Source organism: Agrococcus sp. Ld7, from assembly GCF_045064095.1.
Classification (GTDB): Bacteria; Actinomycetota; Actinomycetes; order Actinomycetales; family Microbacteriaceae; genus Agrococcus.
Window position 1 is genome coordinate 15,179 of the sequence record NZ_JBISGY010000002.1, and the last position, 25,572, is coordinate 40,750.

The 25,572-nt window shown below is 70.0% G+C and carries 28 protein-coding genes and 1 tRNA gene; 12 read left to right on the plus strand and 17 right to left on the minus strand.

Going from position 1 to position 25,572, the window contains the following annotated elements:
• Nucleotides 1–72 precede the first annotated feature (72 nt).
• Genes ACJJVL_RS00255 through ACJJVL_RS00265 form a run of 3 tightly spaced genes read right to left on the minus strand, consistent with a single transcriptional unit; the run spans nt 73 to nt 989 of the window.
• The gene (locus tag ACJJVL_RS00255) at nt 73–474 is read right to left on the minus strand and encodes a hypothetical protein (protein WP_405216005.1); all 402 of its coding nucleotides are present in this window, start codon (nt 472–474) and stop codon (nt 73–75) included.
• Nucleotides 475–512: 38 nt separating this feature from the next.
• On the minus strand, nt 513–740 hold the full coding sequence (locus ACJJVL_RS00260; RefSeq protein WP_405216006.1) for a hypothetical protein: 228 nt from the start codon (nt 738–740) through the stop codon (nt 513–515).
• Between the two features lie 12 nt (nt 741–752).
• Nucleotides 753–989, minus strand: coding sequence for a hypothetical protein (locus ACJJVL_RS00265; protein WP_405216007.1), 237 nt, complete (start codon nt 987–989; stop codon nt 753–755).
• 170 nt (nt 990–1,159) lie between these two features.
• Between ACJJVL_RS00265 and ACJJVL_RS00270 the strand changes: the two genes are divergently transcribed.
• The 3 genes from ACJJVL_RS00270 (at nt 1,160) to ACJJVL_RS00280 (ending at nt 2,418) form a co-directional block, all read left to right on the plus strand.
• Nucleotides 1,160–1,336 carry a hypothetical protein gene (locus ACJJVL_RS00270; RefSeq protein WP_405216008.1) on the plus strand — a complete coding sequence of 59 codons (177 nt, stop codon included), beginning with the start codon at nt 1,160–1,162 and terminating at the stop codon, nt 1,334–1,336.
• A gap of 32 nt (nt 1,337–1,368) precedes the next feature.
• A complete protein-coding gene (locus tag ACJJVL_RS00275; protein ID WP_405216009.1) occupies nt 1,369–2,205 on the plus strand; it encodes a hypothetical protein in 837 nt (278 codons plus the stop codon).
• 144 nt (nt 2,206–2,349) lie between these two features.
• Nucleotides 2,350–2,418 (plus strand) — tRNA-Thr (locus ACJJVL_RS00280).
• A 15-nt stretch (nt 2,419–2,433) separates the two neighbouring features.
• Here ACJJVL_RS00280 and ACJJVL_RS00285 read toward each other — a convergent pair.
• Both ACJJVL_RS00285 and ACJJVL_RS00290 read right to left on the minus strand, forming a co-directional pair.
• Nucleotides 2,434–3,432, minus strand: a complete 999-nt coding sequence (locus ACJJVL_RS00285; RefSeq protein ID WP_405216010.1) for a DsbA family protein — start codon at nt 3,430–3,432, stop codon at nt 2,434–2,436.
• Nucleotides 3,432–4,349, minus strand: coding sequence for a DsbA family protein (locus tag ACJJVL_RS00290; protein WP_405216011.1), 918 nt, complete (start codon nt 4,347–4,349; stop codon nt 3,432–3,434). Before ACJJVL_RS00290 ends, ACJJVL_RS00285 begins: the two co-directional genes overlap by 1 nt.
• Nucleotides 4,350–4,519: 170 nt before the next feature.
• Between ACJJVL_RS00290 and ACJJVL_RS00295 the strand changes: the two genes are divergently transcribed.
• Complete coding sequence (locus ACJJVL_RS00295) at nt 4,520–5,593, plus strand: ABC transporter ATP-binding protein (RefSeq protein ID WP_405216012.1); 1,074 nt, start codon at nt 4,520–4,522, stop codon at nt 5,591–5,593.
• A 76-nt stretch (nt 5,594–5,669) separates the two neighbouring features.
• Nucleotides 5,670–6,974 (plus strand): DUF4032 domain-containing protein, encoded by a 1,305-nt coding sequence (locus tag ACJJVL_RS00300; RefSeq protein ID WP_405216013.1) that lies wholly within the window; start codon nt 5,670–5,672, stop codon nt 6,972–6,974.
• A 3-nt stretch (nt 6,975–6,977) separates the two neighbouring features.
• Here ACJJVL_RS00300 and rlmB read toward each other — a convergent pair whose 3' ends face one another.
• From rlmB to ispD, 3 genes are all read right to left on the minus strand, one after another.
• Nucleotides 6,978–7,952 carry a 23S rRNA (guanosine(2251)-2'-O)-methyltransferase RlmB gene (gene rlmB / locus ACJJVL_RS00305; RefSeq protein ID WP_405216014.1) on the minus strand — a complete coding sequence of 325 codons (975 nt, stop codon included), beginning with the start codon at nt 7,950–7,952 and terminating at the stop codon, nt 6,978–6,980.
• Nucleotides 7,949–9,376, minus strand: a complete 1,428-nt coding sequence (gene cysS, locus ACJJVL_RS00310; RefSeq protein ID WP_405216015.1) for a cysteine--tRNA ligase — start codon at nt 9,374–9,376, stop codon at nt 7,949–7,951. The genes rlmB and cysS overlap by 4 nt, the downstream gene beginning before the upstream one ends.
• 508 nt (nt 9,377–9,884) lie before the next feature.
• Nucleotides 9,885–11,075 (minus strand): 2-C-methyl-D-erythritol 4-phosphate cytidylyltransferase, encoded by a 1,191-nt coding sequence (gene ispD, locus ACJJVL_RS00315; protein WP_405216016.1) that lies wholly within the window; start codon nt 11,073–11,075, stop codon nt 9,885–9,887.
• Between the two features lie 38 nt (nt 11,076–11,113).
• Between ispD and ACJJVL_RS00320 the strand changes: the two genes are divergently transcribed.
• A complete protein-coding gene (locus ACJJVL_RS00320) occupies nt 11,114–11,626 on the plus strand; it encodes a DUF1648 domain-containing protein (RefSeq protein WP_405216017.1) in 513 nt (170 codons plus the stop codon).
• 106 nt (nt 11,627–11,732) lie between these two features.
• Here the strand turns inward: ACJJVL_RS00320 and ACJJVL_RS00325 are convergent, their stop codons facing one another.
• The gene (locus ACJJVL_RS00325; RefSeq protein WP_405216018.1) at nt 11,733–12,221 is read right to left on the minus strand and encodes a CarD family transcriptional regulator; all 489 of its coding nucleotides are present in this window, start codon (nt 12,219–12,221) and stop codon (nt 11,733–11,735) included.
• Nucleotides 12,222–12,414: 193 nt separating this feature from the next.
• Here ACJJVL_RS00325 and ACJJVL_RS00330 point away from each other — a divergent pair, with 193 nt between their 5' ends.
• A complete protein-coding gene (locus ACJJVL_RS00330; protein ID WP_405216019.1) occupies nt 12,415–12,879 on the plus strand; it encodes a hypothetical protein in 465 nt (154 codons plus the stop codon).
• A 3-nt stretch (nt 12,880–12,882) separates the two neighbouring features.
• On the opposite strand, the gene ACJJVL_RS00335 is transcribed toward ACJJVL_RS00330, so the two are convergent.
• Both ACJJVL_RS00335 and ACJJVL_RS00340 read right to left on the minus strand, forming a co-directional pair.
• Complete coding sequence (locus ACJJVL_RS00335) at nt 12,883–13,557, minus strand: response regulator (RefSeq protein ID WP_405216020.1); 675 nt, start codon at nt 13,555–13,557, stop codon at nt 12,883–12,885.
• Nucleotides 13,554–14,696, minus strand: a complete 1,143-nt coding sequence (locus tag ACJJVL_RS00340; RefSeq protein ID WP_405216021.1) for a sensor histidine kinase — start codon at nt 14,694–14,696, stop codon at nt 13,554–13,556. The genes ACJJVL_RS00335 and ACJJVL_RS00340 overlap by 4 nt, the downstream gene beginning before the upstream one ends.
• 139 nt (nt 14,697–14,835) lie before the next feature.
• Here ACJJVL_RS00340 and phoU point away from each other — a divergent pair, with 139 nt between their 5' ends.
• The gene (phoU, locus tag ACJJVL_RS00345; protein WP_405216022.1) at nt 14,836–15,531 is read left to right on the plus strand and encodes a phosphate signaling complex protein PhoU; all 696 of its coding nucleotides are present in this window, start codon (nt 14,836–14,838) and stop codon (nt 15,529–15,531) included.
• A gap of 41 nt (nt 15,532–15,572) precedes the next feature.
• Here the strand turns inward: phoU and ACJJVL_RS00350 are convergent, their stop codons facing one another.
• The 4 genes from ACJJVL_RS00350 to ACJJVL_RS00365 all read right to left on the minus strand — a co-directional run bounded on the left by ACJJVL_RS00350 (nt 15,573) and on the right by ACJJVL_RS00365 (nt 18,707).
• Nucleotides 15,573–16,319, minus strand: coding sequence for a phosphoglyceromutase (locus tag ACJJVL_RS00350; protein ID WP_405216023.1), 747 nt, complete (start codon nt 16,317–16,319; stop codon nt 15,573–15,575).
• A 76-nt stretch (nt 16,320–16,395) separates the two neighbouring features.
• Entirely contained in the window at nt 16,396–17,472 is a 1,077-nt protein-coding gene (locus ACJJVL_RS00355; RefSeq protein ID WP_405216024.1) for a YgfZ/GcvT domain-containing protein, read from the minus strand.
• Complete coding sequence (locus ACJJVL_RS00360; RefSeq protein WP_405216025.1) at nt 17,469–18,086, minus strand: FABP family protein; 618 nt, start codon at nt 18,084–18,086, stop codon at nt 17,469–17,471. The genes ACJJVL_RS00355 and ACJJVL_RS00360 overlap by 4 nt, the downstream gene beginning before the upstream one ends.
• 348 nt (nt 18,087–18,434) lie before the next feature.
• A complete protein-coding gene (locus ACJJVL_RS00365; protein WP_405216026.1) occupies nt 18,435–18,707 on the minus strand; it encodes a hypothetical protein in 273 nt (90 codons plus the stop codon).
• 161 nt (nt 18,708–18,868) lie between these two features.
• On the opposite strand from ACJJVL_RS00365, the gene ACJJVL_RS00370 reads away from it, so the two are divergent.
• The 4 genes from ACJJVL_RS00370 to ACJJVL_RS00385 are packed head-to-tail and all read left to right on the plus strand — an operon-like array spanning nt 18,869 to nt 23,561.
• The gene (locus tag ACJJVL_RS00370) at nt 18,869–19,510 is read left to right on the plus strand and encodes a winged-helix domain-containing protein (protein ID WP_405216027.1); all 642 of its coding nucleotides are present in this window, start codon (nt 18,869–18,871) and stop codon (nt 19,508–19,510) included.
• The gene (mshD, locus tag ACJJVL_RS00375) at nt 19,510–20,343 is read left to right on the plus strand and encodes a mycothiol synthase (RefSeq protein WP_405216028.1); all 834 of its coding nucleotides are present in this window, start codon (nt 19,510–19,512) and stop codon (nt 20,341–20,343) included. The genes ACJJVL_RS00370 and mshD overlap by 1 nt, the downstream gene beginning before the upstream one ends.
• Nucleotides 20,344–20,355: 12 nt before the next feature.
• Nucleotides 20,356–22,614: an RNA degradosome polyphosphate kinase gene (locus ACJJVL_RS00380; RefSeq protein ID WP_405216029.1), complete on the plus strand. Its 2,259-nt coding sequence runs from the start codon at nt 20,356–20,358 to the stop codon at nt 22,612–22,614.
• Nucleotides 22,611–23,561 carry an NUDIX domain-containing protein gene (locus ACJJVL_RS00385; RefSeq protein WP_405216030.1) on the plus strand — a complete coding sequence of 317 codons (951 nt, stop codon included), beginning with the start codon at nt 22,611–22,613 and terminating at the stop codon, nt 23,559–23,561. The genes ACJJVL_RS00380 and ACJJVL_RS00385 overlap by 4 nt, the downstream gene beginning before the upstream one ends.
• A gap of 149 nt (nt 23,562–23,710) precedes the next feature.
• On the opposite strand, the gene pstB is transcribed toward ACJJVL_RS00385, so the two are convergent.
• Together pstB and pstA are read right to left on the minus strand one after the other, a co-directional pair.
• Complete coding sequence (gene pstB / locus ACJJVL_RS00390) at nt 23,711–24,490, minus strand: phosphate ABC transporter ATP-binding protein PstB (RefSeq protein ID WP_405216031.1); 780 nt, start codon at nt 24,488–24,490, stop codon at nt 23,711–23,713.
• Between the two features lie 2 nt (nt 24,491–24,492).
• Nucleotides 24,493–25,572 (minus strand): phosphate ABC transporter permease PstA, encoded by a 1,080-nt coding sequence (gene pstA, locus ACJJVL_RS00395; RefSeq protein WP_405216032.1) that lies wholly within the window; start codon nt 25,570–25,572, stop codon nt 24,493–24,495.

A 25,572-nucleotide genomic window follows, 5' to 3' on the forward strand; every position in this document is an offset into this window, starting at 1 on the left:
TGGCAGTTTCTCTTCTCGTAGGTTGGGAATCTCTGGGGCCGGATAGTCGAGTTGTCCGGCCCCTTCTCGCGCTCAAATTGCGAGGGCCGGTCGCAGAATCGGATAGCGCTGCATGAGCGTGGAGTAGCCCGTATAGGGATCGGCAAGCTTCTCGGCGTGCCATTCGGCCTCCCGCTCTGCTCGCTCCAGCGCCCCGAGGGCCGTCTCCGCGTCTCGGCGGAGCGCTTCGAAGCGCTTGGCAACGGCGTTCGGGTCTGCGCCGCCGTCGAGTGGCTGGCGCACCTCCTCGGCCAGCGCGAAGCCGATCTCCTTGGCCGCTGTCATGTCGTCGCCCGCATTGGCCGCGAAGTCCGCCGCCGACTCGACGATGGCGGCCTCGTAGGTGCGGACCTTGTCGAATACGAGAGCGTCGATCTGCTTGACAGTCTCGACCTCCACGCTGGAGTTGCCGTACTGCTGCTCGCGCGCCAGCACGCGCAGGTCGTGGGGCGTCGGACTCGCCGCGTTCGAGCTCATCGGGTCACCCGCTGCGAGTCGGCCTTGGCCGCGTCGGCGATGCGGTCCCGCACGGTGCGCTGTCGGTCAGCGACCTCGAACGCTCGGTCGAAGGCCTCCACGGTCCTGTCGAGCTCGCGCTGCAAGGTGGCGCGCGCGGCGGCGGACCGCTCGCGCATGCCGTTGAGGCGCTTTGCGGCGGCTGGTCCGGCGGACGCCGGGTACTTGGGGAGCTGAATCTCCATGGTTGGTTCCTCTCAGTCGGTGATAGGTGGGGCGGGGTTGGGCTGGAGGCGCGGGCGACCGCGCTTGACGACGTAGATGTCGGGGTCGGCCTCGAAGACCGCGCCGAGCTGCTTGAGCCCGAGCGCGAGTGCAAGGCGGACGACTTGCTTGCGGTCGATGTCGAGCGCCCAGGCAACGTGCTGAGCAGCGTTGTCGAGGGTTTCGGGAATGCCGATGTCCAATCGGACGGTTTGCACGGGATGAGGCATTGGTTCTCCTGTGGGCGGGAATGCGTACAAGTTAATCCTCCCTCGTTATCAGCACGCGCGGCAAATAACTTCCCGAGCCTTCGGAAACACAATGTGCAGTAGCAACGATGCACATTGTCTATTCAAGATGAGATTCCCAGGCACGTGAATGCCGAGGGACAATAGAGGGCATGAACAAGAACCCCAACCCGGACGACGACCGCTACTTCCTCGAACGCGGCGAACAGGCAAAGCTCCAGCCCACAACCACCGCCGAGCAGGCGCGCGCCGAGCGCCGAGCTTCCATCCGCCGCGAGCCGCTGCCACCGCAGACTCAGGGCACCGGGATTAGCCGCCGCATCAGGTAGCCGTGTCACCACCCACCGATACGCTCAGCGGCATGACGCAGTGGCGCCCCCGGAACGAGCCCGACATCTACGACGACCTCGACGAGGGCGTCCCGTCCTGGCTGGAGTCATCTCTACTGACTTGGATAAACAAGTCAGTCGAGCGTTGGGGGCTGGTAGCCGTGGAGGAGTTGGTGAGGGCGTTCGACCGCCTGCGGCGCGGCACGCATCCGCTTGCGGGCGACGGCGACCAGTACTACCTGGGGCACCGCGTGCTGAAGCGCAAGGATGACGACTTCGCCTTGGATTTCGTCGACTTCATGCTGTTCAACAACGTGGGCGACCGGAGCCAACTTGAGCAGATTCTGACCGACGCCGGGTCCGCCTGGACGGTCTCGCGTCCGGGCCCGCGCGGTGGAGAGGCAGGGCTCACGCGGCGCGTCGGGCTCCCCATGCAAGAGGCCGCGCACGAAGCGATGACAACCAGTGATGGCGGCGCTCTCCTCACTGAGGCCTGGCACGCTGCGTTCGGCAGGAGTCCGGACCCGGAAGACGCTTATGAGAAAGCGATCAAAGCTGTCGAAGCGGCGGGTGTGCATGTCGTGTCACCGAAGAACAGCAAGGCGACGCTCGGCACCATGATCCGCGACATGCGGGCGCAAGCAGATTGGCGACTGCCGACCAGCGTGCCCGGGCGCGAGCAGGCGGCCGATGTCGTGGTGTCGATGATGGACGCGCTGTGGAACGGCCAGGGCTCCCGTCACGGCGGCAATGGGTACATCAAGCCGACGCAGGAGCAGGGCGAGGTGGCGGTGTTCTTGGCTGTGCCGCTGGTCCAATGGTTCAACCGTGGCGTAATCGTGCAGGGTGCGAAGTGGCCGACGGCGTGAAAGTCGATTGATCCCCGTCTAGTCCCCGTCAGCCGCGCCGCTCCACGGGGTTTTGGCGCGCGCCGAAACGCACCGCGCTGGCAGATCTCGAAGCGCTCAGACCCGCTGAATCTCGCGGCAGAACGAGCCGACGCGGCTCAGTTCGGGGTAGTTCGGTAATGGTGTCCCGGCGCTCTTGTAAAGCGTAGGTCGTCAGTTCAATCCTGACAGGGGGCTCGAGTCCGGCGGCTACGGCTGCGCGGGCTGCGTCGGATCCGCGATGAACGCCTCGAGTGCCGCCGCATCGCCCACGTCGCCCGCGAACGTGACGCCGTCGACGATTACCGTGGGCACACCGCGCAGCGGCTCGACGCCCTGCAGGGGCTCGTCGATCGCTCGCACGGTGGCCTGCCGAACCCACCATGCGAACTGCGCCGATTCAATGCATGGTGCAACCTGCGCGTCGTGCTCGGCGGCGAGCGCGGCGACCTCCCCCGCCTCGAAGGGGTGCTGCTGCAGGTGGGCGAGCAGCGCCGTCTGGAACGCGCGGTAGGCATCCGGTGCCTGATCGGCGACGCACGCCAGGGCGTTCGCGCCCAGTGTGGACGCGTAGCCGCTCTCGATCGAGTCGCCGAGCGCGACCGGGAGGTAGGCAACGCGTGCCTGACCGCTGTCCGCCAGCTCCGTGAGCAGCACGCCACCGGCCTGCAGCAGCCGGTCGCAGTATTCGCACTGCGCGTCGATCACGACCAGGACGTCGCGCACATCGCCCGCCGGTGCACGTGGTTCGGGCTCACCCCCGGCCGGCACGGGATCCGCCGCGACGACGCCATCGTCGGCGAACGCGATGGCGTCGGCCATGTTGGCCGGGCCGTCGGCAGCCGCGAGCGTGACGATCTGGCCGCCCATGGCCTGCTGGATCGTCGCGAGCCGCGCATCGCGGATCACCCACCGACCGGAGACCAGCACGGTCTGCTCCTGCAGCTGACGCTGCGTCGCGATCGCCAGCGCCTGGTCGGCGTCGGCCGCCAGGATCAGCTCGGTATCGGCGCCGCAGCGCGCGATCGCGGGCTCGTCGTCCGACGCGCGGTACTGCTCGACGAGCTCGGCACACTCGCCGCCCGCGTCGAGGTAGGCGGCGCCGAGCTCACCGATCGTCGTGATCGGCGGCGGAGGCTCGGAAGCACACCCGACCAGCAGAGCGAGCGCGATCAGCGCGGCCCCGACCGGTCGGGCGGCTCCCAGCATCAGCCCTCGTTCGCCGGGGTGCTGGTCTCGGCCGGCGCCTCGCTCGGCGCCGGGGTCTCCGTGGGCTCACCCGTGAGCTGGCCGGCGGCTGCGGTGACGAAGGCCGAGAAGCCCGCGGCATCGGACGCACTGCCCGGGTACTGCTGACCGTTCACGAGCACGGTCGGGGTGCGGTCGGCGACCACGCCGTCGGTGCCCGGCAGCGGCTGGGTTCCCGCTCGGACGGTGGCCTCTTCGGCCCAGCTCATGAAGCGGCCGTCGTTGATGCAGTCGGCGAGACCATCGCCGGTCTCGATGCCCGCGCCCTCGGCGACGCCGACGATCTCCTCGTTCGAGAGGCCGGAGGTCGATTCGGCCGGCTGGTTGTCGAACATCGCGCTGTTGAACGCCCAGAACTTGTCGGGCGCGAACTCGGCCACGCATCCGGCAGCCGAGGCCGCTCGGGTGGAGTACTTCGTGCCGAGGGAAGCGCGGTCGAGGATCGCGATCGGGTGCACCTCGACGGTCGCTGCGCCGCTCGACATGAGCTGCTCGAGCGTCGCGCGGTTCGTCTGATCGAACGTGCCGCACACGGGGCACATGTAGTCCTGGTAGATCTCGATCTGGATCATGTCCTGGCGCGGCTCGGTCGGCGTGGGCTCGCCCTCCGCCGGCACTGCGGCCGTGCGCTCGGCGACGAAGTCCTGGCCGATCACGATGCCGTTCGAGGCCATGTTCTCGGGGCCCGGCCCGGCGGGCCGGATGCTGTTCACGATCACGATGGCGACGATGGCAACGATGGCGACTGCGGCCACGATGATGCCGCCGACCGTCAGACCCTTCTTGAGGCGCTCCCGGCGTCGGCGCTCCTCCTGCATCTTCTTCGCCTGCTCGCGCGCCTGCGCGCGGCGCTCGTTCTTCGTCAGCTTCTCGCTCATGCGTCCTTGTCCTGCGGTCGGCCGGGATTCCGGCATGAGGCGCGATCGGGGCACGCACCATTTTCTAGGGTACCGGCGCGCGCCGTGCAAAGATGTCCCCACGGGCATCGTCGCCCGTCTTCACACAACGGATCGTCCGGCACGTACCTGCCGGTGGGAGGAAACGAACAATGGCGTCTGTGACGTTCGACAAGGCTTCGCGGGTCTACCCCGGAAGCACGAAGCCCGCAGTGGACCAGATCGACCTGGAGGTCGCCGACGGCGAGTTCCTGGTGCTGGTCGGCCCGTCAGGCTGCGGCAAGTCCACCACCCTGCGCATGCTCGCCGGCCTCGAAGAGGTCAACGACGGACGCATCATGATCGGCGACCGCGACGTCACCGACATGCCGCCCAAGGATCGCGACATCGCGATGGTGTTCCAGAACTACGCGCTCTACCCGCACATGACGGTCGCCGAGAACATGGGCTTCGCGCTCAAGATCGCCGGCATCGCCAAGGATGAGCGAGCCAAGCGCGTCGAGGAGGCGGCCAAGCTGCTCGACCTCGAGCCCTACCTCGGCCGCAAGCCGAAGGCGCTCTCGGGCGGTCAGCGCCAGCGCGTCGCCATGGGTCGAGCGATCGTGCGCCAGCCGCAGGTCTTCCTCATGGACGAGCCGCTGTCGAACCTCGACGCCAAGCTGCGCGTGCAGACGCGCACGCAGATCGCATCACTGCAGCGCCGCCTCGGCGTCACCACGGTCTACGTCACGCACGATCAGACCGAGGCCCTCACCATGGGCGACCGCATCGCGGTGCTCAAGGACGGCCTGCTGCAGCAGGTGGGCACGCCGCGCGACCTCTACGGCAGCCCCGCGAACCTGTTCGTGGCCGGATTCATCGGCAGCCCAGCGATGAACCTCATGGAGCTCACGATCAGCGACCAGGGCGCGCACTTCGGCAACCACCTCGTGCCAATCCCCCGTGAGCAGCTCTCGGGCGCGAAGGACGGCGTCGTCGTCGGTGTCCGCCCGGAGGATGTCAACGTGGCCGAGCAGGGCGACGGCCTGCCCGTCGAGGTCGACCTGGTCGAGGAGCTCGGCGCCGACGGGTACCTCTACGGTCACGCGGATGTCGAGGGCAAGCGCGTCGACATCGTCGCGCGCGTCGACGGCCGCAACCACGCCAAACTGGGCGACACGGTCTACATCACGCCTGACCCGACGCACCTGCACGTGTTCGACAAGGAGTCGGGCAACCGCCTCTGAGTCAGTCCTGCAACGGCCCCGACCTCGGTCGGGGCCGTTTGCTGTCTGCTGGGCGCCACGCGCCTACGATGGCGCCATGCCCTCGGACCTGCGCATCACGTCGTCGCTCATGGATGCGACGCTGCTCGACCTGCCGTGGCACCTGCCGCTCGACGAGTGGACCGAGGATGACGTCGTGCAGCTGCCGAAGGGCATCTCGCGCCACCTCGTGCGCTTCGCGCGCGTGAGCGGCCGGGTGGTCGCCATCAAGGAGACCACGGCAGAGATGGCGAACCGCGAGTACGCGATGCTGCGCCAGCTGCAGCGCCTCGAGGTGCCGTGCGTGGAGCCGCTCGCGGTGATCGCCGAGCGCACCGACGACCGCGGCGAGCCGCTCGCGGCGGTGCTCATCACGCGCCACCTGCGCTTCTCGCTCCCCTATCGTGCGCTCTACAGCTCGTCGATGCAGGCGGCGACGGCGCAGCGCCTGGTCGACGCGCTCGCCGGACTGCTGGTGCGGCTGCACCTCGTGGGCTTCTACTGGGGCGACGTGTCGCTGTCGAACACGCTCTTCCGCCGCGATGCCGGCGCCTTCGCGGCCTACCTGGTCGATGCCGAGACCGGCACCATCGAGCCGAACGGGCTCTCCGACGGGCGGCGCGACGACGACCTCGAGGTCGCGCGCATCAACATCGCCGGCGAGCTCCTCGACCTCGCTGCTGGCGGACGCCTCGACGACTCGATCGACCCCGTCGCGGTCGCAGGATCGATCGTGCAGCAGTACAACTCCCTCTGGCACGAGCTGCACAGCGATCAGGTGGTGCCCGCGTCCGAGCGATACCGCATCCGGGATCGCATCGAGCGGCTGAACACGCTCGGCTTCGACATCGGCGAGCTCGCCATCACCACCACCGACGGCGGCACCAGGGTCGCCATCCAGCCCAAGGTCGTCGACCCGGGCCACCACCACCGCCGCCTGCAGTCGCTGACGGGCATCGACGCGCAGGAGAACCAGGCGAGGCGCCTGCTCAACGACCTCGACGAGTACGTCGCGGTGCAGCATGACCTGCGCCCGTCGGTCGGCGAGGACGCGCTCGCCAACGAGTGGTTCGAGCGCGTCTTCGCCAAGGTGGTGGCCGCCGTGCCGATCGAGCTGCGCGGCAAGCTCGAGGGACCGCAGGTCTTCCACGAGGTGCTCGAGCACCGGTGGTTCCTCTCGGAGCAGCGTCGTCGAGAGGTCACGATGCAGGAGGCCACCGAGAGCTACATCGAGACCCAGCTCGCCTTCCGGCGCGACGAGGCCGCGCTGCTCGACGTGCCCGTCACCGTGACGATGCCGATCGTCACGCTCGAGGAGCAGGATGATGACGAGGACGAGACCGACTGGCGCGATCTCGTCTGAGGCTCAGCGGTGCGATCGGATCTTCGCCACCTCGTAGAGCGTGACGGATGCGGCGATGCCGGCATTCAGCGACTCGGTCATCGACTCGATGGGGATCGAGACGATCGCGTCGCAGGTCTCGGCGACCAGGCGCGAGATGCCCTTGCCCTCGCTCCCGACGACCACGACGAGCGGCCCGTCGGCCAGCTCCAGCTCGTGCAGCGGCACGTCGCCGTCGCCGTCGAGGCCGATCACGAACATCCCCTCGCCCTTGAGCTCCTTGAGCGTCGCGGTGAGGTTCGAGGCCATCGCCACCGGCACGCGCGCCGCGGCGCCGGCCGACGTCTTCCAGGCGCTCGCCGTCACGCCGACAGAGCGGCGCTGCGGCACGATGACGCCCTGCGCGCCGAAGGCGGCGGCTGAGCGGATGATCGCACCCAGATTGCGAGGATCTGTGACGCCGTCGAGCGCGATGAAGAGCGGGTTCTGGCCGCGACCGCGCACGGTCTCCAGCAGGTCGATCGGGTGCGCGTACTTGTAGGGCGGCACCTTGAGCGCCACGCCCTGGTGCACGCTGTCGTGCCCGGAGATGCGGTCGAGCTCTGGCCGCATGACCTCCATCACCGGTACGCCGCGCTTGTTCGCGAGCGACAGGATCTCCTTGACGCGGTCATCCATCTCGAGCCGTGCAGCGAGGATCAGCGCGGTCGCCGGGATCTTCGCCTTGAGCGCCTCGAGCACGGAGTTGCGGCCGGTGACCAGCTCGGAGTCGTCCTTGGACGATGAGGGCTTGCGATGGCGCGGCGGCTCGGGCTTGCGGCCGCTCTTGCCTGCGGCGGCCTCGTAGCGCTCGCGCGCAGCCTTCCGCTGGCCGGCGGGGTGCCAGGAGCGATCCTCCGCCTTCGGCGTGGGGCCCTTGCCCTCGAGGGATTTGCGGCCGTGGCCGCCGGTGCCCTTCAGCGGGCCCTTCTTGCGCGCGGGGCGCTGCGCCTTGCTCATGCGATGCTCCAAGTGGTGGTGTCTTTGCCGTCCTCGACGAGGATCCCGGCTGCCGCGAGCGTGTCGCGGATGCGATCGGAGGCGGCGAAGTCCTTCGCCGCACGAGCCTCGCGCCGCTCGGCCAGCAGCATCTCGACCAGCCGGTCGAGGGCGATGGCGTGCGGGGAGGCGCCGGACAGGGCCGACACTCCAGATTGCCATACGGAATCAGCGGGGTCGAGCCCCAGCACCCGAAGCATCGCGCGCACCTCGCCCGCGCGCACCGCCGAGGCGGCGTGATCGCCGGCATCCAGTGCCGCATTCGCGCTGCGCGTGGTGTCGTGCAGCACCGCCACTGCCTGCGGCGTCGACAGGTCGTCGTCCATGGCCGCGCCGAACGCATCCGGCACCGCGGCGTCGGGCAGCTCGCCCGCCCGCGCGGCGCGCTCGAGCATCGCCTCGATGCGGCCGAACGCTGCCTCCGCCTCTGCGAGCGAGCCGCCCTCGAGGCTGCCGTCGGCGGTGCGCAGGTCGATCGTCGATCGGTAGTGCGACGCCACCAGGAAGTACCGCGCGACGATCGGGCGAACGGCGCGAAGCAGGTCGGCGGCGAAGATCGAGTTGCCGAGCGACTTCGACATCTTCTCGCCGTCGACGTTGACGAGCCCGTTGTGGCTCCACACCTGCGCGAAGCCGAGGCCCGCAGCGCTCGACTGCGCGAGCTCGTTCTCGTGGTGCGGAAACCGCAGGTCGAGGCCGCCGCCGTGGATGTCGAACGCATCGCCCAGGTACTTGCGCGCCATCGCGGAGCACTCGATGTGCCAGCCCGGTCGGCCAGGGCCCCACGGCGACGCCCACGACGCCGATGCGGGCTCGTCGTCCTTGCGCGCCTTCCAGAGCGCGAAGTCGCGCGCATCGCGCTTGCCGCGCGGGCCGGCGTCAGCGGCCGACTCCATCTTGTCGATCGACTGGCGCGTGAGCGTGCCGTAGTCGGCCCATGAGCGCACGTCGAAGTAGACGTCGGCGGAGCCGTCCAGCGCCGGGTAGGCGTGGCCGCGCTCGATGAGCAGCGCGATGAGGGCGTGCATCTCCGGCACGGATGCGGTCGCGCGAGGCTCGTAGGTCGGCGCGAGCACACCGACGGCTCGGTATGCGGCCGCGAACTCGAGCTCCACGCGGTAGGCCAGCGCCCACCACGGCTCGTCCACCGCACCCGCGAGCACCTTGTCGTCGATGTCGGTGACGTTGCGCACGAAGGTCACGTCGTTGCCGCGATGCGTCAGCCAGCGGCGCCACACGTCGTAGGCGACGGCGCTGCGCACGTGGCCGATGTGCGGCGACGACTGCACCGTGGGGCCGCAGACGTACATCGACACGGTGCCCGGCCGCAGGGGACGCAGGTCGACGACGCCCTGCTGCTTCGAATCGTAGATGCGCACGGTCACGGCTCCCAAGGCTAGTGGGCGATCGCGCGGGCCGCGGAGGAGCGACCCCCGCAGGTCGAGCAGGAGCAACCCCCGCAGGTCGAGGAGGCAGCGGCCCGCAGGGACGCCGCCGTCACGAGACAGGACAGGGCGACATCCGGTCTCTCTAATGGTGGATACCGGTCCGTGATCGGTGCAGGCTGGCTTCGGTGATGGTCGGGCGTGGCTCTACTGGTCTCTGACCCTGAGTGATCGGGTGTCTTGGTCACGACATGCCCGCCTGGCGGCCGCACCACCGAAGGCAAGGGCGCCAAAGCCATCAAACGGATCCTCAAACGCTACGTCGCCCGCGCCATCTTCCGACACCTCGAAGCCGTCATGGGCTTGACAAAACACATAGAAGCGTCGTGACGCGGACGGCTGCGCCGCCCGCTCCTCGACCAACGGAGCCGCCCGCTCCTCGACCTACGGAGCCGCCCGCTCCTCGACCTACGAGCGGAACCCGCCCGCCCGCCGCACGTCGCTCGGGTTACGAGGGGCGGCGGTGGATGAGGGCCGTCACGACGGCCTGCACGCCCTCGCCGCGGCCGATCGCTCCGAGTCCGTCGGTCGTGGTGCCTGCGACGCTCACCGGCGCGCCGACCATCGCGGTGAGCACGGCCTGGGCCTCATCGCGACGCGGGCCGATGCGCGGGCGGTTGCCGAGCACCTGCACCGCGACGTTCATCGGAGTCCAGCCGTGCTCCGCGAGCCGGGCGATCGCAGCGCGCACGAAAACCTCTCCGAACGCTCCTGCATGCTGCGGGTCGTCGACGCCGGCGAGCCCGCCGATGTCGCCGAGCCCCGCCGCGCTCAGCAGCGCGTCGACGATCGCGTGGCAGACGACGTCGCCGTCGGAGTGGCCCGCAAGGCCCTGCCCCTCCCATTCTAGGCCCGCGAGCCGCAGGGGTCCGTCACCGCCGAAGCCGTGCACGTCGACCCCGACGCCGGTCCTGATCTCACTCGTCGGCAGCTCGCTCATGCTGGTCCCCTCGTCGGCGAGCAGCAGCTCGGCGCGGTGCGCGTCTGCTCTCGTCGTGATCTTGAACGCCAGCTCGGAGCCCTCGACCGCGACGACCGGCTCGCCGAGCGCCTGCACGAGCTGCGCGTCATCGGTGGAATCGCCGCGCGCGTCGCCCGCTGCCGCGTACGCCCGTCGCAGCAGCGCGGCGTCGAACCCCTGAGGCGTCTGCATCGCGCGCAGGCGGGAGCGGTCGACGATCGCGCCCAGCTCCGCGTCGCTCGCCTCGCGCACCGTGTCGACGACCGGCAGCACGGGCACCACCGCGCGCGCACCATCGCGCAGCGCCCCCATCACCCGCTCGACCTGCGCGAGCGGCAGCAGCGCGCGCGCCGCATCATGCACGAGCACCCAGTGCGCGTCGCCTGCGGCGGCCAAGCCCGCCGCAACAGAGTCGGCCCTCGTCGCGCCGCCGACGACGATGCGGGCAGCCCGCGCATCCGCACCGCCGCCGACACCCGCGCGCGCCGCGATGGCGGCGGCATCCGCCTCCCAGCCCGCGGGGACGACGAGCACGATCGCCGCGTCGACCTTCGCGAGGCCGCGCAGGGCGTGCTCGAGGATGGTCGCGCCGGCGAGCTCGGCGAAGGCCTTCGGCACACCGCGGCCGAGGCGCGTGCCGCTGCCGGCGGCGACGACGATGAGTGCGCTGTCGGTCACGGCACCAGCCTAAGCGGGTGCGGATACGCTCGGTGGCGATGCCCCGCACCGTCCGTCCCGCCCGCAGCTACGCGACAGATCCGGTCACGCGCGCGCTGCGGATCCTCGCGATCCTCGCCGTGGCGGCGATCGCCGCGTGGATGCTGGCGCAGTATCCGGCGCTGCCCGAGACGGTGCCGACGCACTTCGACGCGGCCGGACGTCCCGACGGCTGGGGCAGCAAGTCCAGCGTGCTGTGGCTCGCGCTGGTCATGGCCGCGCTCACGGCGCTGCTCGCCTGGCTGTCGACGAAGCCCCGTTGGGCGAACTATCCGGTGCAGCTGACCGAGCAGAACGCGCAGCGCGTGTATCGGGAGGGCGAGCGGATGCTCGTGTGGATGCTGTGGCCGATCGCGCTGCTGTTCGCCGGGCTCGCGCTGCTCACCGTGGGCTCGGCCAGCGCAATGGTCGGGGCGATCCTGCCTGGCCAGGTGGCGCTCGCGCTGGGGTTCGCGGGGATGCTCGTGGTGGTGACCGTCGGGATCGTGCGACTGGTGCGCGCAGCGCGGTAGGTCGGCCCCGCCATCACGTGCGCGCAGCACCGTCGTCAGGCGCGCGGAAAAGGCACCGGCCCTCGCGGGTCGGTGCCTCTTCCTTGTGCGGGCAGTGCCCGAGTCGTCAGCTCGCGGGGGCGAGCGCCGCATCGAGGCGCGCCGCAGCGGCATCCTCGTCGGTCTTCTCGGCGAGCGCCAGCTCGGAGACTAGGATCTGGCGCGCCTTCGCAAGCATGCGCTTCTCACCGGCCGAGAGGCCGCGATCCTGGTCACGGCGGCTGAGGTCGCGGACGACCTCGCTCACCTTGATCACGTCGCCGGACGCAAGCTTCTCGACGTTGGCCTTGTAGCGCCGGGCCCAGTTCGTCGGCTCCTCGGTGAAGTCGGCGCGCAGCACCTCGAACACGCGGTCGAGACCCTCCTCGCCGATCACGTCGCGAACACCGACCATGTCGACGTTGGCAGCGGGGACCTCGATCGTGAGTCCGCCCTGGGCGACGTTGAGCTTGAGGTAGGTCATCTCAACGCCCTTCACCTTGCGCACCTTGACCTCGGTGATCTTCGCAGCGCCGTGGTGGGGGTAGACGACTGTCTCTCCGACCTCAAAGTTCATCGAATGCTCCTCGTCATAGCCAGAACCTTGATTTTATCACAGCGTGTCGCTCGCCAGCGCCTCGCTGGAGGTGGTTGGATCACGCCTCGCGCGAACCCGCGGGCCGTGGCATGCGCCGATCGCGCCCGTACTAGACTCGGTCGCGACCGCGCCGCATCCTCCAGCAGCGCTCGTCAGAGTCGAAAGGGTTCCCGTGCAGCCTCGCATCGCCGCCGCAGCAGCCGCAGCCGTCGTCGTCGCCTTCGCCGCGACCGGTTGCAACATCCTCACGCCCCAGGCGACGCAGATCGAGTACGACCCGTCGGATGGTGTCTCGGGCACCACCGGCGCCGTGACGGCCCACAACGTCATGCTGATCGGCGACCCGGAGGGCGACGCCATGAACCTCGCGGTGACGTTCACGAACGAGGGCGAGGCCACCTTCATGGAGGTGCGCTACGAGGACATGGTCGAGCAGGTGCGCCTGCCCTCGGGCGTCACTGCGTTCGGATTCCCGGGTGAGCAGCAGATCGTCGTGCCCGTGTCGGACGACCTCACCTTCGGCTCGCTGCAGAACGTCGCGTTCGAGGCGGATGGCGCCGAGGCCGTGGGCCTCCGCGTGCCCACGATCTCGACCGACCTGAACGGCTACGAGACGTTCGGACCGGTCACCGAGTAGCGCTCAGCGCTCGAAGCGGTAGCCCAGCCCGCGCAGCGTCGCGACGCGCGTCGGGTTCGCAGGGTCCTCCTCGATCTTCGCCCGCAAGCGCTTGATGTGCACGTCGAGCGTCTTCGTGTCGCCGACGTAGTCGCTGCCCCAGACGCGGTCGATGAGCTGGGCTCGCGTGAGCACCCGACCTGCGTTCCGCATCAGGTACTCGAGCAGCTCGAACTCGCGCAGCGGCATCGCCACCGGCTCGCCCGCGACGTGCACCGTGTGACTGTCGGCGTCCAGCCGCACCCGGCCGATCTCGACCACTGCGTCGTCGTCGTCCACAGCGCGGCGTCGGAGCACCGCACGGATGCGCGCGAGCAGTTCTCGCGTCGAGTAGGGCTTCGTCACGTAGTCATCGGCGCCCAGCTCCAGGCCGACGACCGTGTCCATCTCGCTGTCCTTCGCAGTCACCATGATGATCGGCACCCCGGAGCTCTGCCGGATGAGCCTGCACACCTCGGTGCCGCTGCGCCCCGGGAGCATGAGATCGAGCAGCACCAGGTCGGCGCCCTGCTGCTCGAACATCCGCATCGCGCGGATGCCGTCCTCCGCATGCGCGGTCTCGTAGCCCTCGAGCTCGAGCAGGTAGGCGAGCGGCTCGGCGAGCGCCGCTTCGTCCTCGACGATCAGGATGCGCGTCATGCGATCTCCTTGCGGGTTGCGGCGGCGGGGAGCCGCAGCGTGAACGTGGAGCCCTGACCGGGATGCGACCACAGCCGCACCTCCCCGCCGTGGCTGATGGCGACATGCTTGACGATGCTGAGCCCGAGGCCCGTGCCGCCCGTGACCCGGCTCCGCGCGGGGTCGATGCGGTAGAAGCGCTCGAACACGCGCTCGTGATCCTCCGGCGCGATGCCGGCTCCGTTGTCGGTCACCGCGATCTCGACCACCTCGTCGACGACGCGCACGCCGACGCCGACGTGGGTCGCGGCGGGCGAGTGCTGCACCGCGTTCGTGATCAGGTTCTGCACGGCCATCGTGACGAGCTCCTCGGAGCCCAGCACCTGCGCGTCATCGAGCACCCGCGGCAGGATGACCATCCGCTTGGCCTCGGCGAGCACCGCGTTGCGATCGACCGCGACGTCGACCACCTGCGCGATCGAGAAGCGCTCGGCGTCATCGAGCGGGTCATCGGCCTGGATGCGCGAGAGGTCGATGAGCTCTTTCGTCATGCGGCCCAGCCGCTCGGCCTCGACCTGCATGCGCTGCGAGAACGCGCGCACCCTGACCGGATCCTCGGCCGCGGCCTCGATCGCTTCGGAGAGCAGCGTCAGCGCACCGATCGGCGTCTTGAGCTCGTGGCTGACGTTGGCGACGAAGTCGCGGCGCACGCCCGCGAGGCGCAGCTCCTCGGTGCGGTCGGAGACCAGCACGAGCATGAATCGGTTGCCGAGCGGCGCGACGCGCGCGCGCAGCTGCAGCTCGGTGCCGACGCCGATGCGGCCGCGACGGTAGGCGATGTCGAGCACCTCGGCCTCGCCGGTGCGCCAGACGCGGCGGACCGCATCCATGATCTCGCGCGACCGCAGCTCTCGACCGTCGACGAGGTCGAGCGCATCCGCGCCGGGCGAGGCGAGGATGACCTGGTTGGAGCCGTCGAAGACGATGCCGGCGGATTCCAGCACATCGACCATCGCGGCGATGCCGTCGGGGATCGGCTCGGTCGCGATCGCCATCACCTGTCGGCCGCGCTGCGCCGCGATGCTGAGCAGCGCCGCGGATCCGCCGCCGATGGTGAGCCCCAGCAGGAGCGCCAGGAGCACATACCAGGACGCATCCACGCCTTGATCGTATCCTGGTCGGACAGCGCCCCCGCGGTTCAGCCCTCGGCCACCCGCCGGTAACCTGGCCGGGGAACACTCGGGGTTCGACACGTGCCCGGCCCGATGCAGCCCGAGGCACAGCGGAGGGAGCAGCAGCATGCGCGACGTATTCCAGCAGGAGCTCGCCGAGGTGCAGGAGCGCCTCGTCGACATCGCAGGCCACGTGGTGGTCTCGATCGAGTCGGCCGTGCGAGCGTTCGGCGATTCGAACGTCCAGCTCGCCGAGCAGGTGATCGCGACCGACCCCGTCATCGACGACAAGGCGGCGTCGCTCGATGAGCTCGTCATCAACATCATCGCCCGCCAGTCCCCCGTCGCCCGCGATCTGCGCATCGTGGTGTCGGCGCTGCGCATCTCGGCGTCGCTTGAGCGCATGGGCGACCTCGCCCGCCACATCGCGCTGCTGGCCAGGTACCGCTTCCCGATGCAGGTGGTGCCGGAGTCGCTGCAGCCGACCTTCGCCGAGATGGGGCGGCAGGACATCGAGATCGCCAAGATGCTGCGCGACCTGCTGGAGACGCAGGACCTGACGCTGGCCGAGCGGCTGCAGACCGCCGACGACCGCGTCGACGAGCTGCACCGCGACGTGTTCTCGCACGTGCTGGGCACCGAGTGGCAGGGTGCGCCGCACACCACCGTCGACGCAACGCTCGCGAGCCGCTACCACGAGCGCTTCGCCGACCACGCGGTCGGCATCGCCAAGAAGGTGCAGTACCTCGCCACCGGCGACTGGGTGGGCGCCGACGACGACCACGCCGAGGGCACGCCGGAGCCGGTGCAGCCCGCCGAGTAGGCAGCCCTGATCGGCCGCCGCGCGGCTCGTGCTTGCCCTGGCTAGTGCTTGCCCTGGCTCGCCACCGCGGCGGCGCCCGCCGCGGCAGCCTCGGGGTCGAGGTACTCGCCCGCGCTCAGCGGCATGTTGTCCTCGCCCAGCTTGTACACGAGCGGGATGCCGGTAGGGATGTTGAGCTCGGCGATGTCGTCGTCCGAGATGCCGTCGAGGTGCTTGACGAGCGCGCGCAGCGAGTTGCCGTGCGCGGTCACGAGCACGGTCCTGCCCGCGTCGAGGTCCTTCGTGATGGTCGAGTCCCAGTAGGGCAGGAAGCGCTCGATCACGTCCTTGAGGCACTCGGTCTTGGGCAGCTCGCCATCGATGTCGTCGTAGCGCGGGTCGCCGGCCTGCGAGAACTCGTTGTCGTCGGAGATGGGCGGCGGCGGGGTGTCGAACGACCGGCGCCAGGTCATGAACAGCTCCTCGCCGTACTGCTCGAGCGTCTCGGCCTTGTTCTTGCCCTGCAGGTCGCCGTAGTGGCGCTCGTTCAGACGCCACGAGCGGTGCACGGGGATCCACGAGCGCTCGGCGGCGTCGAGCGCGATGTTCGCGGTCTGGATCGCGCGGCGCAGCAACGACGTGTAGAGCACATCGGGCAGCAGGTCGCGCTCGCGCAGCAGCTCGCCGCCGCGCTTCGCCTCCGCTTCGCCCTTCGCGGTGAGCCCCACGTCGACCCAACCGGTGAAGAGATTCTTCTCGTTCCAGTCGGACTGGCCGTGGCGGAGCAGGATCAGGGTGCGCTCAGTCATATCGCCAGCCTAGCCAACGCGTTCATTGCTCGGCGCTCCCCGGCATGAGCCCGCGAGCGCTGGATGGCGACGCGGGTCAGTCGGCCGACGGGGCAGCAGGACGGCGCACGGCGCCGAGCCGCGGCAGGCGGGGCGGGCGGTTCGCGTGGCCCGCGCTCGGCGGCACCAGCAGCTGCTGGCCGGCCGCGACATCCACGCCCTCGGCCGTGTGCACGACGAGATCCTGATCGGCGGGCGTCGAGCGCCGCACGACCGCGAGCGCAATGGGCCCGAGCTCGTCGTGCATCGCGATCGAGGTCACGGCGCCCTCTGGCTTGTCGCCCGCGCGCACCTCGTCGCCGGGAGCGACCTGCGCGTTCTGGCTGCCGTCCAGGTGCAGCAGCACGATGCGGCGCGGCGGAGCACCGAGGTTGTGCACCTTCGCCACCGTCTCCTGCCCGCGGTAGCACCCCTTCTGGAGGTGCACGGCGGTGGTCAGCCAGTCGAGCTCGTGCGGGATCGTGCGGTCATCGACCTCCGCGAGCGCCGGCCGGCCTGCGGCGATGCGCAGCGCATCCGCCGCCATGGTGCCCACGAACCGGTCGGGCGCGATCGTCGCGGCCCGCTCGGGCGCCAGGATCGTCTCCGACCAGGCGAACGGCTCCCCCGTGGGCTCGCCGTAGCGGATGCCGCCGGGCGAGACCTCCGGCCACCCGTCCACCCACCGGGGGGCATCCGCGAGCTCGCCTGCGGTGTCGCCTGCGGTGCCCACGACCACGAGGTCGGGGCGCTCGATCTCGACCCGCTTCGCGAAGCGCATCCGCGTCAGCCACGTCTCGAGCGCCTCGGCCGTGCCGGCATCGACGATCACCCAGAGCGCATCCCCGGTCCAGTGCAGGCGCAGCGCGTGCTCGATGCGGCCGATGGGTGAGAGCACCAGGGTCTCGGTGGAGGCTCCGGGCTCGAGGTGGCCGACCGACTGGCTGGTGATGGAGTCGAGCCACGGCAGCGTGTCCGGACCCGTGAGCCGCAGCACCTCGCGCGGCAGCAGCACGAGGCTGCCCGCACGCAGGCGGCGCTGCTCGGCGATCGGATTGCCGACGTGCAGCGGCAGGCCGGTGCCGTCATCGAGCACCGCATTGGGGATGCCGGCGGCGATGTCGCGAGCCGTCACTGCTCGTTCGCCTCGCTCGGTGTGCGGCGCGCGAGGCGCCCGGAGGCATGGCTCTGCAGCCCCTGCCCGAGCGCGGCGAGATCCCATGCCCACAGCAGGTGGTTCTCGACCAGCCCGTACATGCGGGTGGAGGCGCTGTGCTCCTTCGCGCTCGCTCCGCGCAGCACCGCGTCTGTCGCGAGGTCGATGCGCGGACCGTTGATGGTGCCGAGGTAGAGCTCGGCGACCCCCGTCGGGTGCGCGATGAGTGCCTGCAGGTCGAAGGCGCCATCGGGGCGCCGCAGGGCCTCGACCGCCTCGACATCCGGGTACGCGGCCTGCCCCTCTGGGGGCAGCATGCCCGGCCCGGCGTCGGCCTCGTTGGTCGGTCGCGCCAGCCGCCAGAATCCGCTCTCGGCCGCGAGCGGCGTGAGCTCATCGTCGAGCTGCCACGCGTAGGACTCGTAGGCCAGGTACGGATGCCCGTGGTGCGCGAACGAGACGCGCTGGCCGAACTCCTGCTCGACCGTTCGCTCGCCGACCGGGAACGACAGCACCCCCGTGCCCTCCCACGTGCCGATGAGCCACTGCAGCGGGCCCAGCTCAGCCGGGAGGGTCGGATCGAGCTCGAGCATTGCCTAGCGCTGCCCCCGGAAGAGGTTGCGGATCACGACGAACGAGACGCCGGTGATGGCGAGCATCGCGAGTCCGAGCAGACCGAGGTAGAAGATCTCGAGGGCGACGATGGGGATGGCCATGGCTCGATCCTATCCCTCGGTCGCTGGATGTCGCGGCTCCCGCGGGCGATCGCCGGGATCGGTGTGCGGCGCGTCGCGCGGGCGGCGCGGCCGTGGTCGCGGGCGGCGCGGCCGTGGTCGCGGTCGAGCGGCAGACCGGCGCGGGCAGCCGCGCGGATCAGAGCCGGACGCACCGAGCTGGCAGCCGCGGATCAGAGCGCGGCGAACCGCGCAGGCAGCCGCGAATCAGAGCGCGGTCAGGGGCACGAGGATCGCGCTCGCCACCGCGAGCACCACGACCGTGCCGAAGATCGCTGCCGCGAGCCGATCCACGAGGCCCGGCACCGTCGGCCCGCCGAGCTGGATGGCGAAGGCCACCAGGGTGCACGTGCCGAGCACGATCGGGAGCCAGACGATGCCGTCGAGCGGCGTCAGCACGCCCACCGCCGCGGCACCGAGCGCCGCGAGCAGCCAGACGGGCCACACGCTGGCCCACTGCCAGGAGGTCGCCTTGCTCATGCGCCCATTGTGGCGCAGAAATGTCACCAACTGCTCGGAAGAGCCCCGCTTGCGAGCCGCAATCGACAATCCTGCGGTCGGCGAGGGCGGGGAAGGAGGAGGGAAGTGAGCGGAAGGGGCCGGGCGCGCGGCGGAATACGATGGGCGCGGCAGGGGGCTGGATGGCGCACATCGTGATCTTCACCCGCCGCGACCGGGGCGTGCTGCCCAGCCTCGAGCTGCTGGAGCACCGCATCAGCACCGTGCCGGCGTCGGCGGAGGCCGTGGCGCGCGCGCCGGAGGGCGATCTGCTGATCGTGGATGCGGTCGGCGAGCTCGTCGCAGCGAAAGCGGTCTGTCGCCTGCTCGCGGGCGGCTCAGCGCCCGTGCTGCTGGTGCTCGGCGAGGGCGGCTTCACCGCGGTCACCGCAGAGTGGGGCGCGACCGACATCGTGCTGGACGACGCGGGCCCGGCGGAGCTGGACGCGCGCATCCGCCTGGCCCTCGCCGTCGCGCGGGCGGCCGCCCCGATCTCGACCAGCGGCCTCACGATCGACGAGCCCAGCTACCAGGCGAGGCTCGACGGCAGGCCCATCGACCTGACGTTCAAGGAGTTCGAGCTGCTGCGGTTCCTCGCCGCGAATCCGGCTCGCGTGTTCACCCGCGAGCAGCTGCTGAGCGAGGTGTGGGGCTACGACTACTTCGGCGGCACGCGTACGGTCGATGTGCATGTACGACGCCTGCGCGCCAAGCTCGGCGCACTCGAGAGCCTCATCGGCACGGTGCGCGGCGTCGGCTACCGATTCGAACGGCTGGAGGCCTGATGCAGACGACACCCGCGATCGAGCCCGTCGAGGCGCTGGGCGCAGCCTGCCTCGCCGAGGACGGCACGCCGCCGTTCAACGACCAGGCGCTCGTCGAGCTGCGGCGCGGCGAGCGTCGCGCGATCGGCGACGCGGATGCGCTGGCCGTCATCAGCGACACGGAGCGCGAGGTCGAGCTGGCCGTGCACCCCGAGCACCGCGGCCGCGGGCTCGGCACCGCGCTCGTGACCCGGCTCACGGAGGAGCTCGGCGACTTCGAGGCGTGGGCGCACGGCGACCTGCCGGCTGCGCGCGCGATCGCGGAGCGCTTCGGCATGGCCCACGTGCGCTCGCTGCTGCAGCTGCGCGCCCCGGTGCCCGCGGCGACCACCGACGACGACCGCCTGCCGGAGGGGACCCGAGCGTACGAGCCGGGCGACGCATCCGCGCTGCTCGCGCTGAATGCGGCCTCGTTCGCCTCGCACCCGGAGCAGGGGCGGATGTCGCCCTCGGATCTCGAGGCGCGCATGGCCGAGCCCTGGCACGACGACGCGAATCTCATCGTGCTGCCGGGCCAGTCGGGTCTCGATGCCTTCACGTGGGTGAAGCCCGACGGCAGCAGCGATGTTGCGGAGCTGTACGTGCTCGGCGTCTCCCCCGATGCGCAGGGCGCGGGCCTGGGGCGGCGGATGCTCGACGCCACCTTCGTGCGGATGCGCGCGGTGGGCGCGACGGCCGCGCACCTGTACGTCGAGGGCGACAACGAGGCCGCGCTGGCGCTCTACCGCCGGTCGGGCTTCGAGCAGTGGGCGATCGATGTCCGCTGGCGGCACACGACATCCAGCAGCAGTTGACACAATGACCCCATGACCGACGGCACCACGACAGCGACCGGCACTCCAGAGGAGCCGCGTCTCGAGCGCGCCCCCAGGACGCTCGAGCAGGAGCGCGCCTTCCACGACGCCAACGAGGCCGACTTCGATCGCGACGACTTCGACGAGGAGGTCGCCTGGTCTGCGGAGATGCAGGGGGTCGCGACCGAGGACGGCCTACCCGCCGACCGGTTCGTCGACCGCGAGCTGTCGTGGCTGGAGTTCAACCAGCGCGTGCTGGAGATGGCCGAGAATCGCAACACCCCGCTGCTGGAGCGCGCCAGCTTCCTGGCGATCTTCGCCTCGAACATGGACGAGTTCTTCATGGTGCGCGTCGCGGGCCTCAAGCGGCGCATCGCCACGGGGCTCGCGGTGCCGACCAACGTCGGCACGGCCGCGCAGCAGCTGCTCGACGAGATCGTGCAGCACGCGCACCAGCTGCAGCTGCGGCACGCGAACGCCGCGCAGACCGACTTCATGCCCGAGCTGCGCTCTGCCGGCATCCAGGTGGAGTGCTGGGAGGATCTGACGGACGCCGAGCGGGAGGAGATGTCGCAGCGCTTCGACGACGAGATCTTCCCGGTGCTGATGCCGCTCGCGGTCGACCCCGCGCATCCGTTCCCCTACATCTCCGGCCTCTCGCTCAACCTCGCCGTGCGCGTGCGCGTGCCGGGCGAGTACGAGGAGCAGTTCGCGAGGCTGAAGGTGCCGGCGGTGCTCCCCCGCTTCGTCGAGCTCGAGCGGGTGGACGGTGCGCAGCGCTTCCTGGCGCTCGAGGATCTGATCGCGAACAACCTCGACGAGGTGTTCTCGGGCATGGAGGTCGTCGAGCACCACGTGTTCCGGGTGACGCGGAACGAGGATGTGACGATCGACGAGGATGACACCGAGAACCTCATCAAGGCGCTCGAGCACGAGCTGTCGCGGCGCAAGTTCGGCCCGCCGATCCGCCTCGAGGTGTCGGAGGACATCGACGACGACACCCTCGACCTGCTGGTCGACGAGCTGGGCATCACGCACAACGAGGTCTACAAGCTGCCGGGCCTGCTCGACCTGACGGGCCTGTTCCAGATCGGCGAGATCGATCGGCCGGATCTGCACTACACGAAGCGCGTGCCGGTGACCGCCGCCGCGTTCCTGCCCACTGAGAAGGACGACGACACCGACTTCTTCCAGGCGATCACGCGCAAGGACGTGCTCGTCCACCACCCCTACGAGTCGTTCGCGACGAGCGTGCAGGCGCTGCTGGAGCAGGCCGTCGAGGATCCCGACGTGCTGGCGATCAAGCAGACGCTGTACCGCACCTCCGGCGACTCGCCGGTGGTGGCGGCGCTCATCCGCGCGGCAGCCGCGGGCAAGCAGGTGCTGGCGCTGGTGGAGATCAAGGCGCGCTTCGACGAGCAGGCGAACATCCGCTGGGCCAGGCAGCTGGAGCGGGCCGGCGTGCACGTCGTCTACGGCATGGTCGGGCTCAAGACGCACTGCAAGCTCATGATGATCGTGCGGCGCGAGAACGGCCGGCTGCGGCACTACTGCCACATCGGCACGGGCAACTACAACCCGAAGACCAGCCGCATCTACGAGGACTTCGGCCTCTTCACCGACAACGACCAGGTCGGCCGCGACATCACTCGGCTGTTCAACGAGCTCTCGGGCTACGCGAAGGAGAAGTCGTATCAGCGGCTGCTCGTCGCGCCCAGGCACCTGCGGAAGGGCCTACTCTCCCGCATCGAGCGCGAGACGCAGACGGCGCTCGAGGGCCGCACCGCGCGCATCCGCTTCAAGATCAACTCGATCGTCGATGAGCAGATCATCGACGCGCTCTACCGCGCCAGCCGCGCGGGCGTCGAGGTAGAGATCTGGGTGCGCGGCATCTGCTCGATCAAGCCGGGCGTGCCGGGGCTGAGCGAGAACATCACGCTGCGATCGATCGTCGGTCGCTACCTGGAGCACTCGCGCGTGTTCGCCTTCTGGAACGACGGCGACGAGGAGGTGTTCATCGGCTCCGCCGACATGATGCACCGCAACCTCGACCGCCGCGTCGAGACGCTCATCCAGCTCACGAGCTCTGAGCACCGACTCGACATCCAGCAGCACTTCGACAAGGCCATGTCGCCCAAGACGGCCGCCTGGTGGGGCGAGCCCGACGGCACCTGGACGCGCAGGTTCACTGCCGAGGACGGCACGCTGCTCGACGACCTGCACCGCGACCGCATGATCCAGATCCAGCGTCGCAAGCGGACGTCGCGGTGACGCCCGCGACGCCGGCTGCGCCTGTGCTCGCGGCCGGGGCACTCGTGTGGCGCCTCGTCGACGGCGAGCCGCTCGTGCTGCTCGTGGAGCGCACGCAGCACCGCGACTTCTCGCTGCCGAAGGGCAAGCTCGACCCGGGTGAGACGCTGCCCGAGTGCGCGGTGCGCGAGATCGAGGAGGAGACCGGGCTGCCGATCACGCTCGGTGCTCCCCTGCCGCAGAGCGAGTACCGGCTGCCCGACGGCCGCGACAAGGTCGTCTACTACTGGCAGTCCCGAGTCTCGGAGGAGACGGTCGCGAGCGCCAGCTTCTCGCCGAACGACGAGATCCTGGCGCTCGAGTGGCTGCCGGTGGCCGAAGCGAAGGCGCGCTGCACCTACACGCACGATGCCGAGGTGATCGAGCGCTTCGCGCAGCGGCTCGCCAACGGGCATGCCGAGACGTTCCCGATCATTGCGCTGCGCCACGCGAAGGCCGCGAATCCCTTCGACTGGGAGGGCGCGGACGCCGAGCGCACGCTCACCTCGCGCGGCACGAAGCAGGCGAAGCTGATCGCGCCGGGCATCGCGGCCTTCGGCCCGAAGCGCATCCTGTCCTCGGATGCCGTCCGCTGCGTGCAGACCGTGGAGCCGCTCAGCGCTCTGCTGGGCGTTGAGCCCAAGCTCACCGCGCTCATCAGCCAGGAGTCGCCCGAGCATCCCCGCGCTGAGATCGAGCGCCGCGTCGCGAAGGCGGTGCTCAAGCGCCGCGGCACGGTGCTCTGCAGCCACGCGCCGGTGATCCCCGAGATCGTCACCGCGGTGGTGCACGTCGCGGATGCGCTGGAGTCGGAGCGCACGCACCGCGCGTCGATGCTGCACACGGCCGAGTTCACCGTGCTGCACGTGAGCGCGGGCAAGCGCCCGGCACTCGTGGCGCTCGAGACGCACGGCGCGCGCGAGCTGTAGTCCGGCCGCGGGTCGTGTCCCAGATCGAGGACGTTTCCCCAGCAGAGGACGATCCGTCCTCCCCCGAGTGCGATGCGCCGATCCATCCTCGTTTCGCGACCGGATGCGCGGCGGGCCGAGGCGGGCCGGCAGGCGGGGCGGCAGGCGGATCAGCCGAAGCGGCCGGAGACGTAGTCCTCGGTGGCCTGCACGCTGGGGTTGGAGAAGATCTTGGTGGTCTCGTCGAACTCGATGAGCTTGCCGGGCTTGCCGGTGCCGGCGATGTTGAAGAACGCGGTCCTGTCGCTCACGCGGCTGGCCTGCTGCATGTTGTGGGTCACGATCACGATCGTGTACTCGGTCTTCAGCTCCTCGATCAGGTCCTCGATCGCCAACGTCGAGATCGGGTCGAGCGCCGAGCACGGCTCATCCATGAGCAGCACGTCGGGGCTCACCGCGATCGCGCGCGCGATGCAGAGCCGCTGCTGCTGACCCCCTGAGAGGCCCGAGCCCGGCACGCCCAGGCGATCCTTGACCTCGTTCCAGAGGTTGGCGCCGCGCAGCGAGCGCTCCACCAGATCGTCCTGGTCGCCGCGCGACATCCGCCGGTTGTTCAGCAGCACGCCCGCGAGCACGTTCTCGCGGATGGTCATGGTCGGGAACGGGTTCGGCCGCTGGAAGACCATGCCGATCTGCCGCCGCACGTTCACGGGGTCGACGCCGGCGCCGTAGAGGTTGGCGCCGTCGAGCAGCACCTCGCCGTCGACCCAGGCGCCCGCGATCACTTCGTGCATGCGGTTGATCGACCGCAGCACGGTCGACTTGCCGCAGCCGGAGGGACCGATGAACGCCGTCACCGCACGAGGCTCGATGTCGACGGAGACGCCCTCGACGGCCTTGAAGGCGCCGTAGTAGATGTCGAGGTCACGGATCTCGATGCGCTTGGACATGCTTACCTTCCAGCCTTCGGCGCGAAGAAGTGCGCGATCACGCGCGCGCCGATGTTGAGGATCATGACGATGAGGATCAGGACGAGGGCGGCGGACCAGGCGCGGTCGAAGTAGGCCTGCTCCTGCACGCCGGGGCTGACGTACTGGTTGTAGGCGAACACCGGCAGCGTCATCATGCGGCCGTCGAAGACGTTGTAGTTCATGTTGGTCGTGAAGCCAGCGATGATCAGCAGCGGTGCGGTCTCGCCGATCACGCGCGCGACCGCGAGCGTGACGCCCGTGACGATGCCCGCGAGCGCCGTCGGCAGCACGACCTTCCAGATCGTCAGCCACTTCGGCACGCCGAGCGCCAGCGATGCCTCGCGCAGGTCGTTGGGGACGAGCTTCAGCATCTCCTCCGTGGAGCGCACCACGGTGGGGATCATGAGCAGGCTGAGCGCGACCGCGCCGCCGAAGCCGCTGCGCACGCCCTCCCCCGCGAACAGCGCGAACAGCGCGTACGCGAACAGACCGGCCACGATCGAGGGGATGCCGGTCATCACGTCGACGAAGAAGGTGATCGCCCTCGCGAGCGCGCCCCTGCCGTACTCGACCAGGTAGATGGCGGTGAAGATGCCGACCGGCACCGAGATGATCGCGGCCCACAGCGTCACGAGCACGGTGCCCACGATGGCGTGCAGCACCCCGCCGCCCTCACCCACGATGTTGCGCATCGAGTAGGTGAAGAACTCCAGGTCGAAACGAGCGACGCCGTTGACGACGACGGTGACGATGAGCGAGCCGAGCGGGATGAGCGCGAGCAGGAAGGCACCAACGACGATGCCGGTGACGAGTCGATCCGTCGCCCGACGGCCACCCTCGATGAGCTGGCTGACGACCGTGACCGACACAAGGTAGAGGACGTAGCCGACGAGCGCGACGGTCACGATGCTGAAGTCGGTGCCGGAGGCGCCGGCGAGCAGGCCCGCGACCGCGGCACCGATCGCGATCGAGACCACCAGCAGCAGCCTCGGCGTCCAGCGCGAGAGCTGCCCGGCGGTGAGCGGGTTCCGCGCCTGACGAGCGGAGGTGAGGGTGCTCAC

Bases quoted from the DNA above. Each gene is read 5' to 3' on its own strand.
- ACJJVL_RS00260 (WP_405216006.1), bottom strand. From the start codon at position 740: ATGGAGATTCAGCTCCCCAAGTACCCGGCGTCCGCCGGACCAGCCGCC.
- ACJJVL_RS00265 (WP_405216007.1), bottom strand. From the start codon at position 989: ATGCCTCATCCCGTGCAAACCGTCCGATTGGACATCGGCATTCCCGAA.
- ACJJVL_RS00270 (WP_405216008.1), top strand. From the start codon at position 1,160: ATGAACAAGAACCCCAACCCGGACGACGACCGCTACTTCCTCGAACGC.
- ACJJVL_RS00275 (WP_405216009.1), top strand. From the start codon at position 1,369: ATGACGCAGTGGCGCCCCCGGAACGAGCCCGACATCTACGACGACCTC.
- ACJJVL_RS00285 (WP_405216010.1), bottom strand. From the start codon at position 3,432: ATGCTGGGAGCCGCCCGACCGGTCGGGGCCGCGCTGATCGCGCTCGCT.
- ACJJVL_RS00290 (WP_405216011.1), bottom strand. From the start codon at position 4,349: ATGAGCGAGAAGCTGACGAAGAACGAGCGCCGCGCGCAGGCGCGCGAG.
- ACJJVL_RS00295 (WP_405216012.1), top strand. From the start codon at position 4,520: ATGGCGTCTGTGACGTTCGACAAGGCTTCGCGGGTCTACCCCGGAAGC.
- ACJJVL_RS00300 (WP_405216013.1), top strand. From the start codon at position 5,670: ATGCCCTCGGACCTGCGCATCACGTCGTCGCTCATGGATGCGACGCTG.
- rlmB (WP_405216014.1), bottom strand. From the start codon at position 7,952: ATGAGCAAGGCGCAGCGCCCCGCGCGCAAGAAGGGCCCGCTGAAGGGC.
- ACJJVL_RS00320 (WP_405216017.1), top strand. From the start codon at position 11,114: ATGCCCCGCACCGTCCGTCCCGCCCGCAGCTACGCGACAGATCCGGTC.
- ACJJVL_RS00325 (WP_405216018.1), bottom strand. From the start codon at position 12,221: ATGAACTTTGAGGTCGGAGAGACAGTCGTCTACCCCCACCACGGCGCT.
- ACJJVL_RS00335 (WP_405216020.1), bottom strand. From the start codon at position 13,557: ATGACGCGCATCCTGATCGTCGAGGACGAAGCGGCGCTCGCCGAGCCG.
- phoU (WP_405216022.1), top strand. From the start codon at position 14,836: ATGCGCGACGTATTCCAGCAGGAGCTCGCCGAGGTGCAGGAGCGCCTC.
- ACJJVL_RS00350 (WP_405216023.1), bottom strand. From the start codon at position 16,319: ATGACTGAGCGCACCCTGATCCTGCTCCGCCACGGCCAGTCCGACTGG.
- ACJJVL_RS00360 (WP_405216025.1), bottom strand. From the start codon at position 18,086: ATGCTCGAGCTCGATCCGACCCTCCCGGCTGAGCTGGGCCCGCTGCAG.
- ACJJVL_RS00365 (WP_405216026.1), bottom strand. From the start codon at position 18,707: ATGAGCAAGGCGACCTCCTGGCAGTGGGCCAGCGTGTGGCCCGTCTGG.
- ACJJVL_RS00370 (WP_405216027.1), top strand. From the start codon at position 18,869: ATGGCGCACATCGTGATCTTCACCCGCCGCGACCGGGGCGTGCTGCCC.
- mshD (WP_405216028.1), top strand. From the start codon at position 19,510: ATGCAGACGACACCCGCGATCGAGCCCGTCGAGGCGCTGGGCGCAGCC.
- ACJJVL_RS00380 (WP_405216029.1), top strand. From the start codon at position 20,356: ATGACCGACGGCACCACGACAGCGACCGGCACTCCAGAGGAGCCGCGT.
- pstB (WP_405216031.1), bottom strand. From the start codon at position 24,490: ATGTCCAAGCGCATCGAGATCCGTGACCTCGACATCTACTACGGCGCC.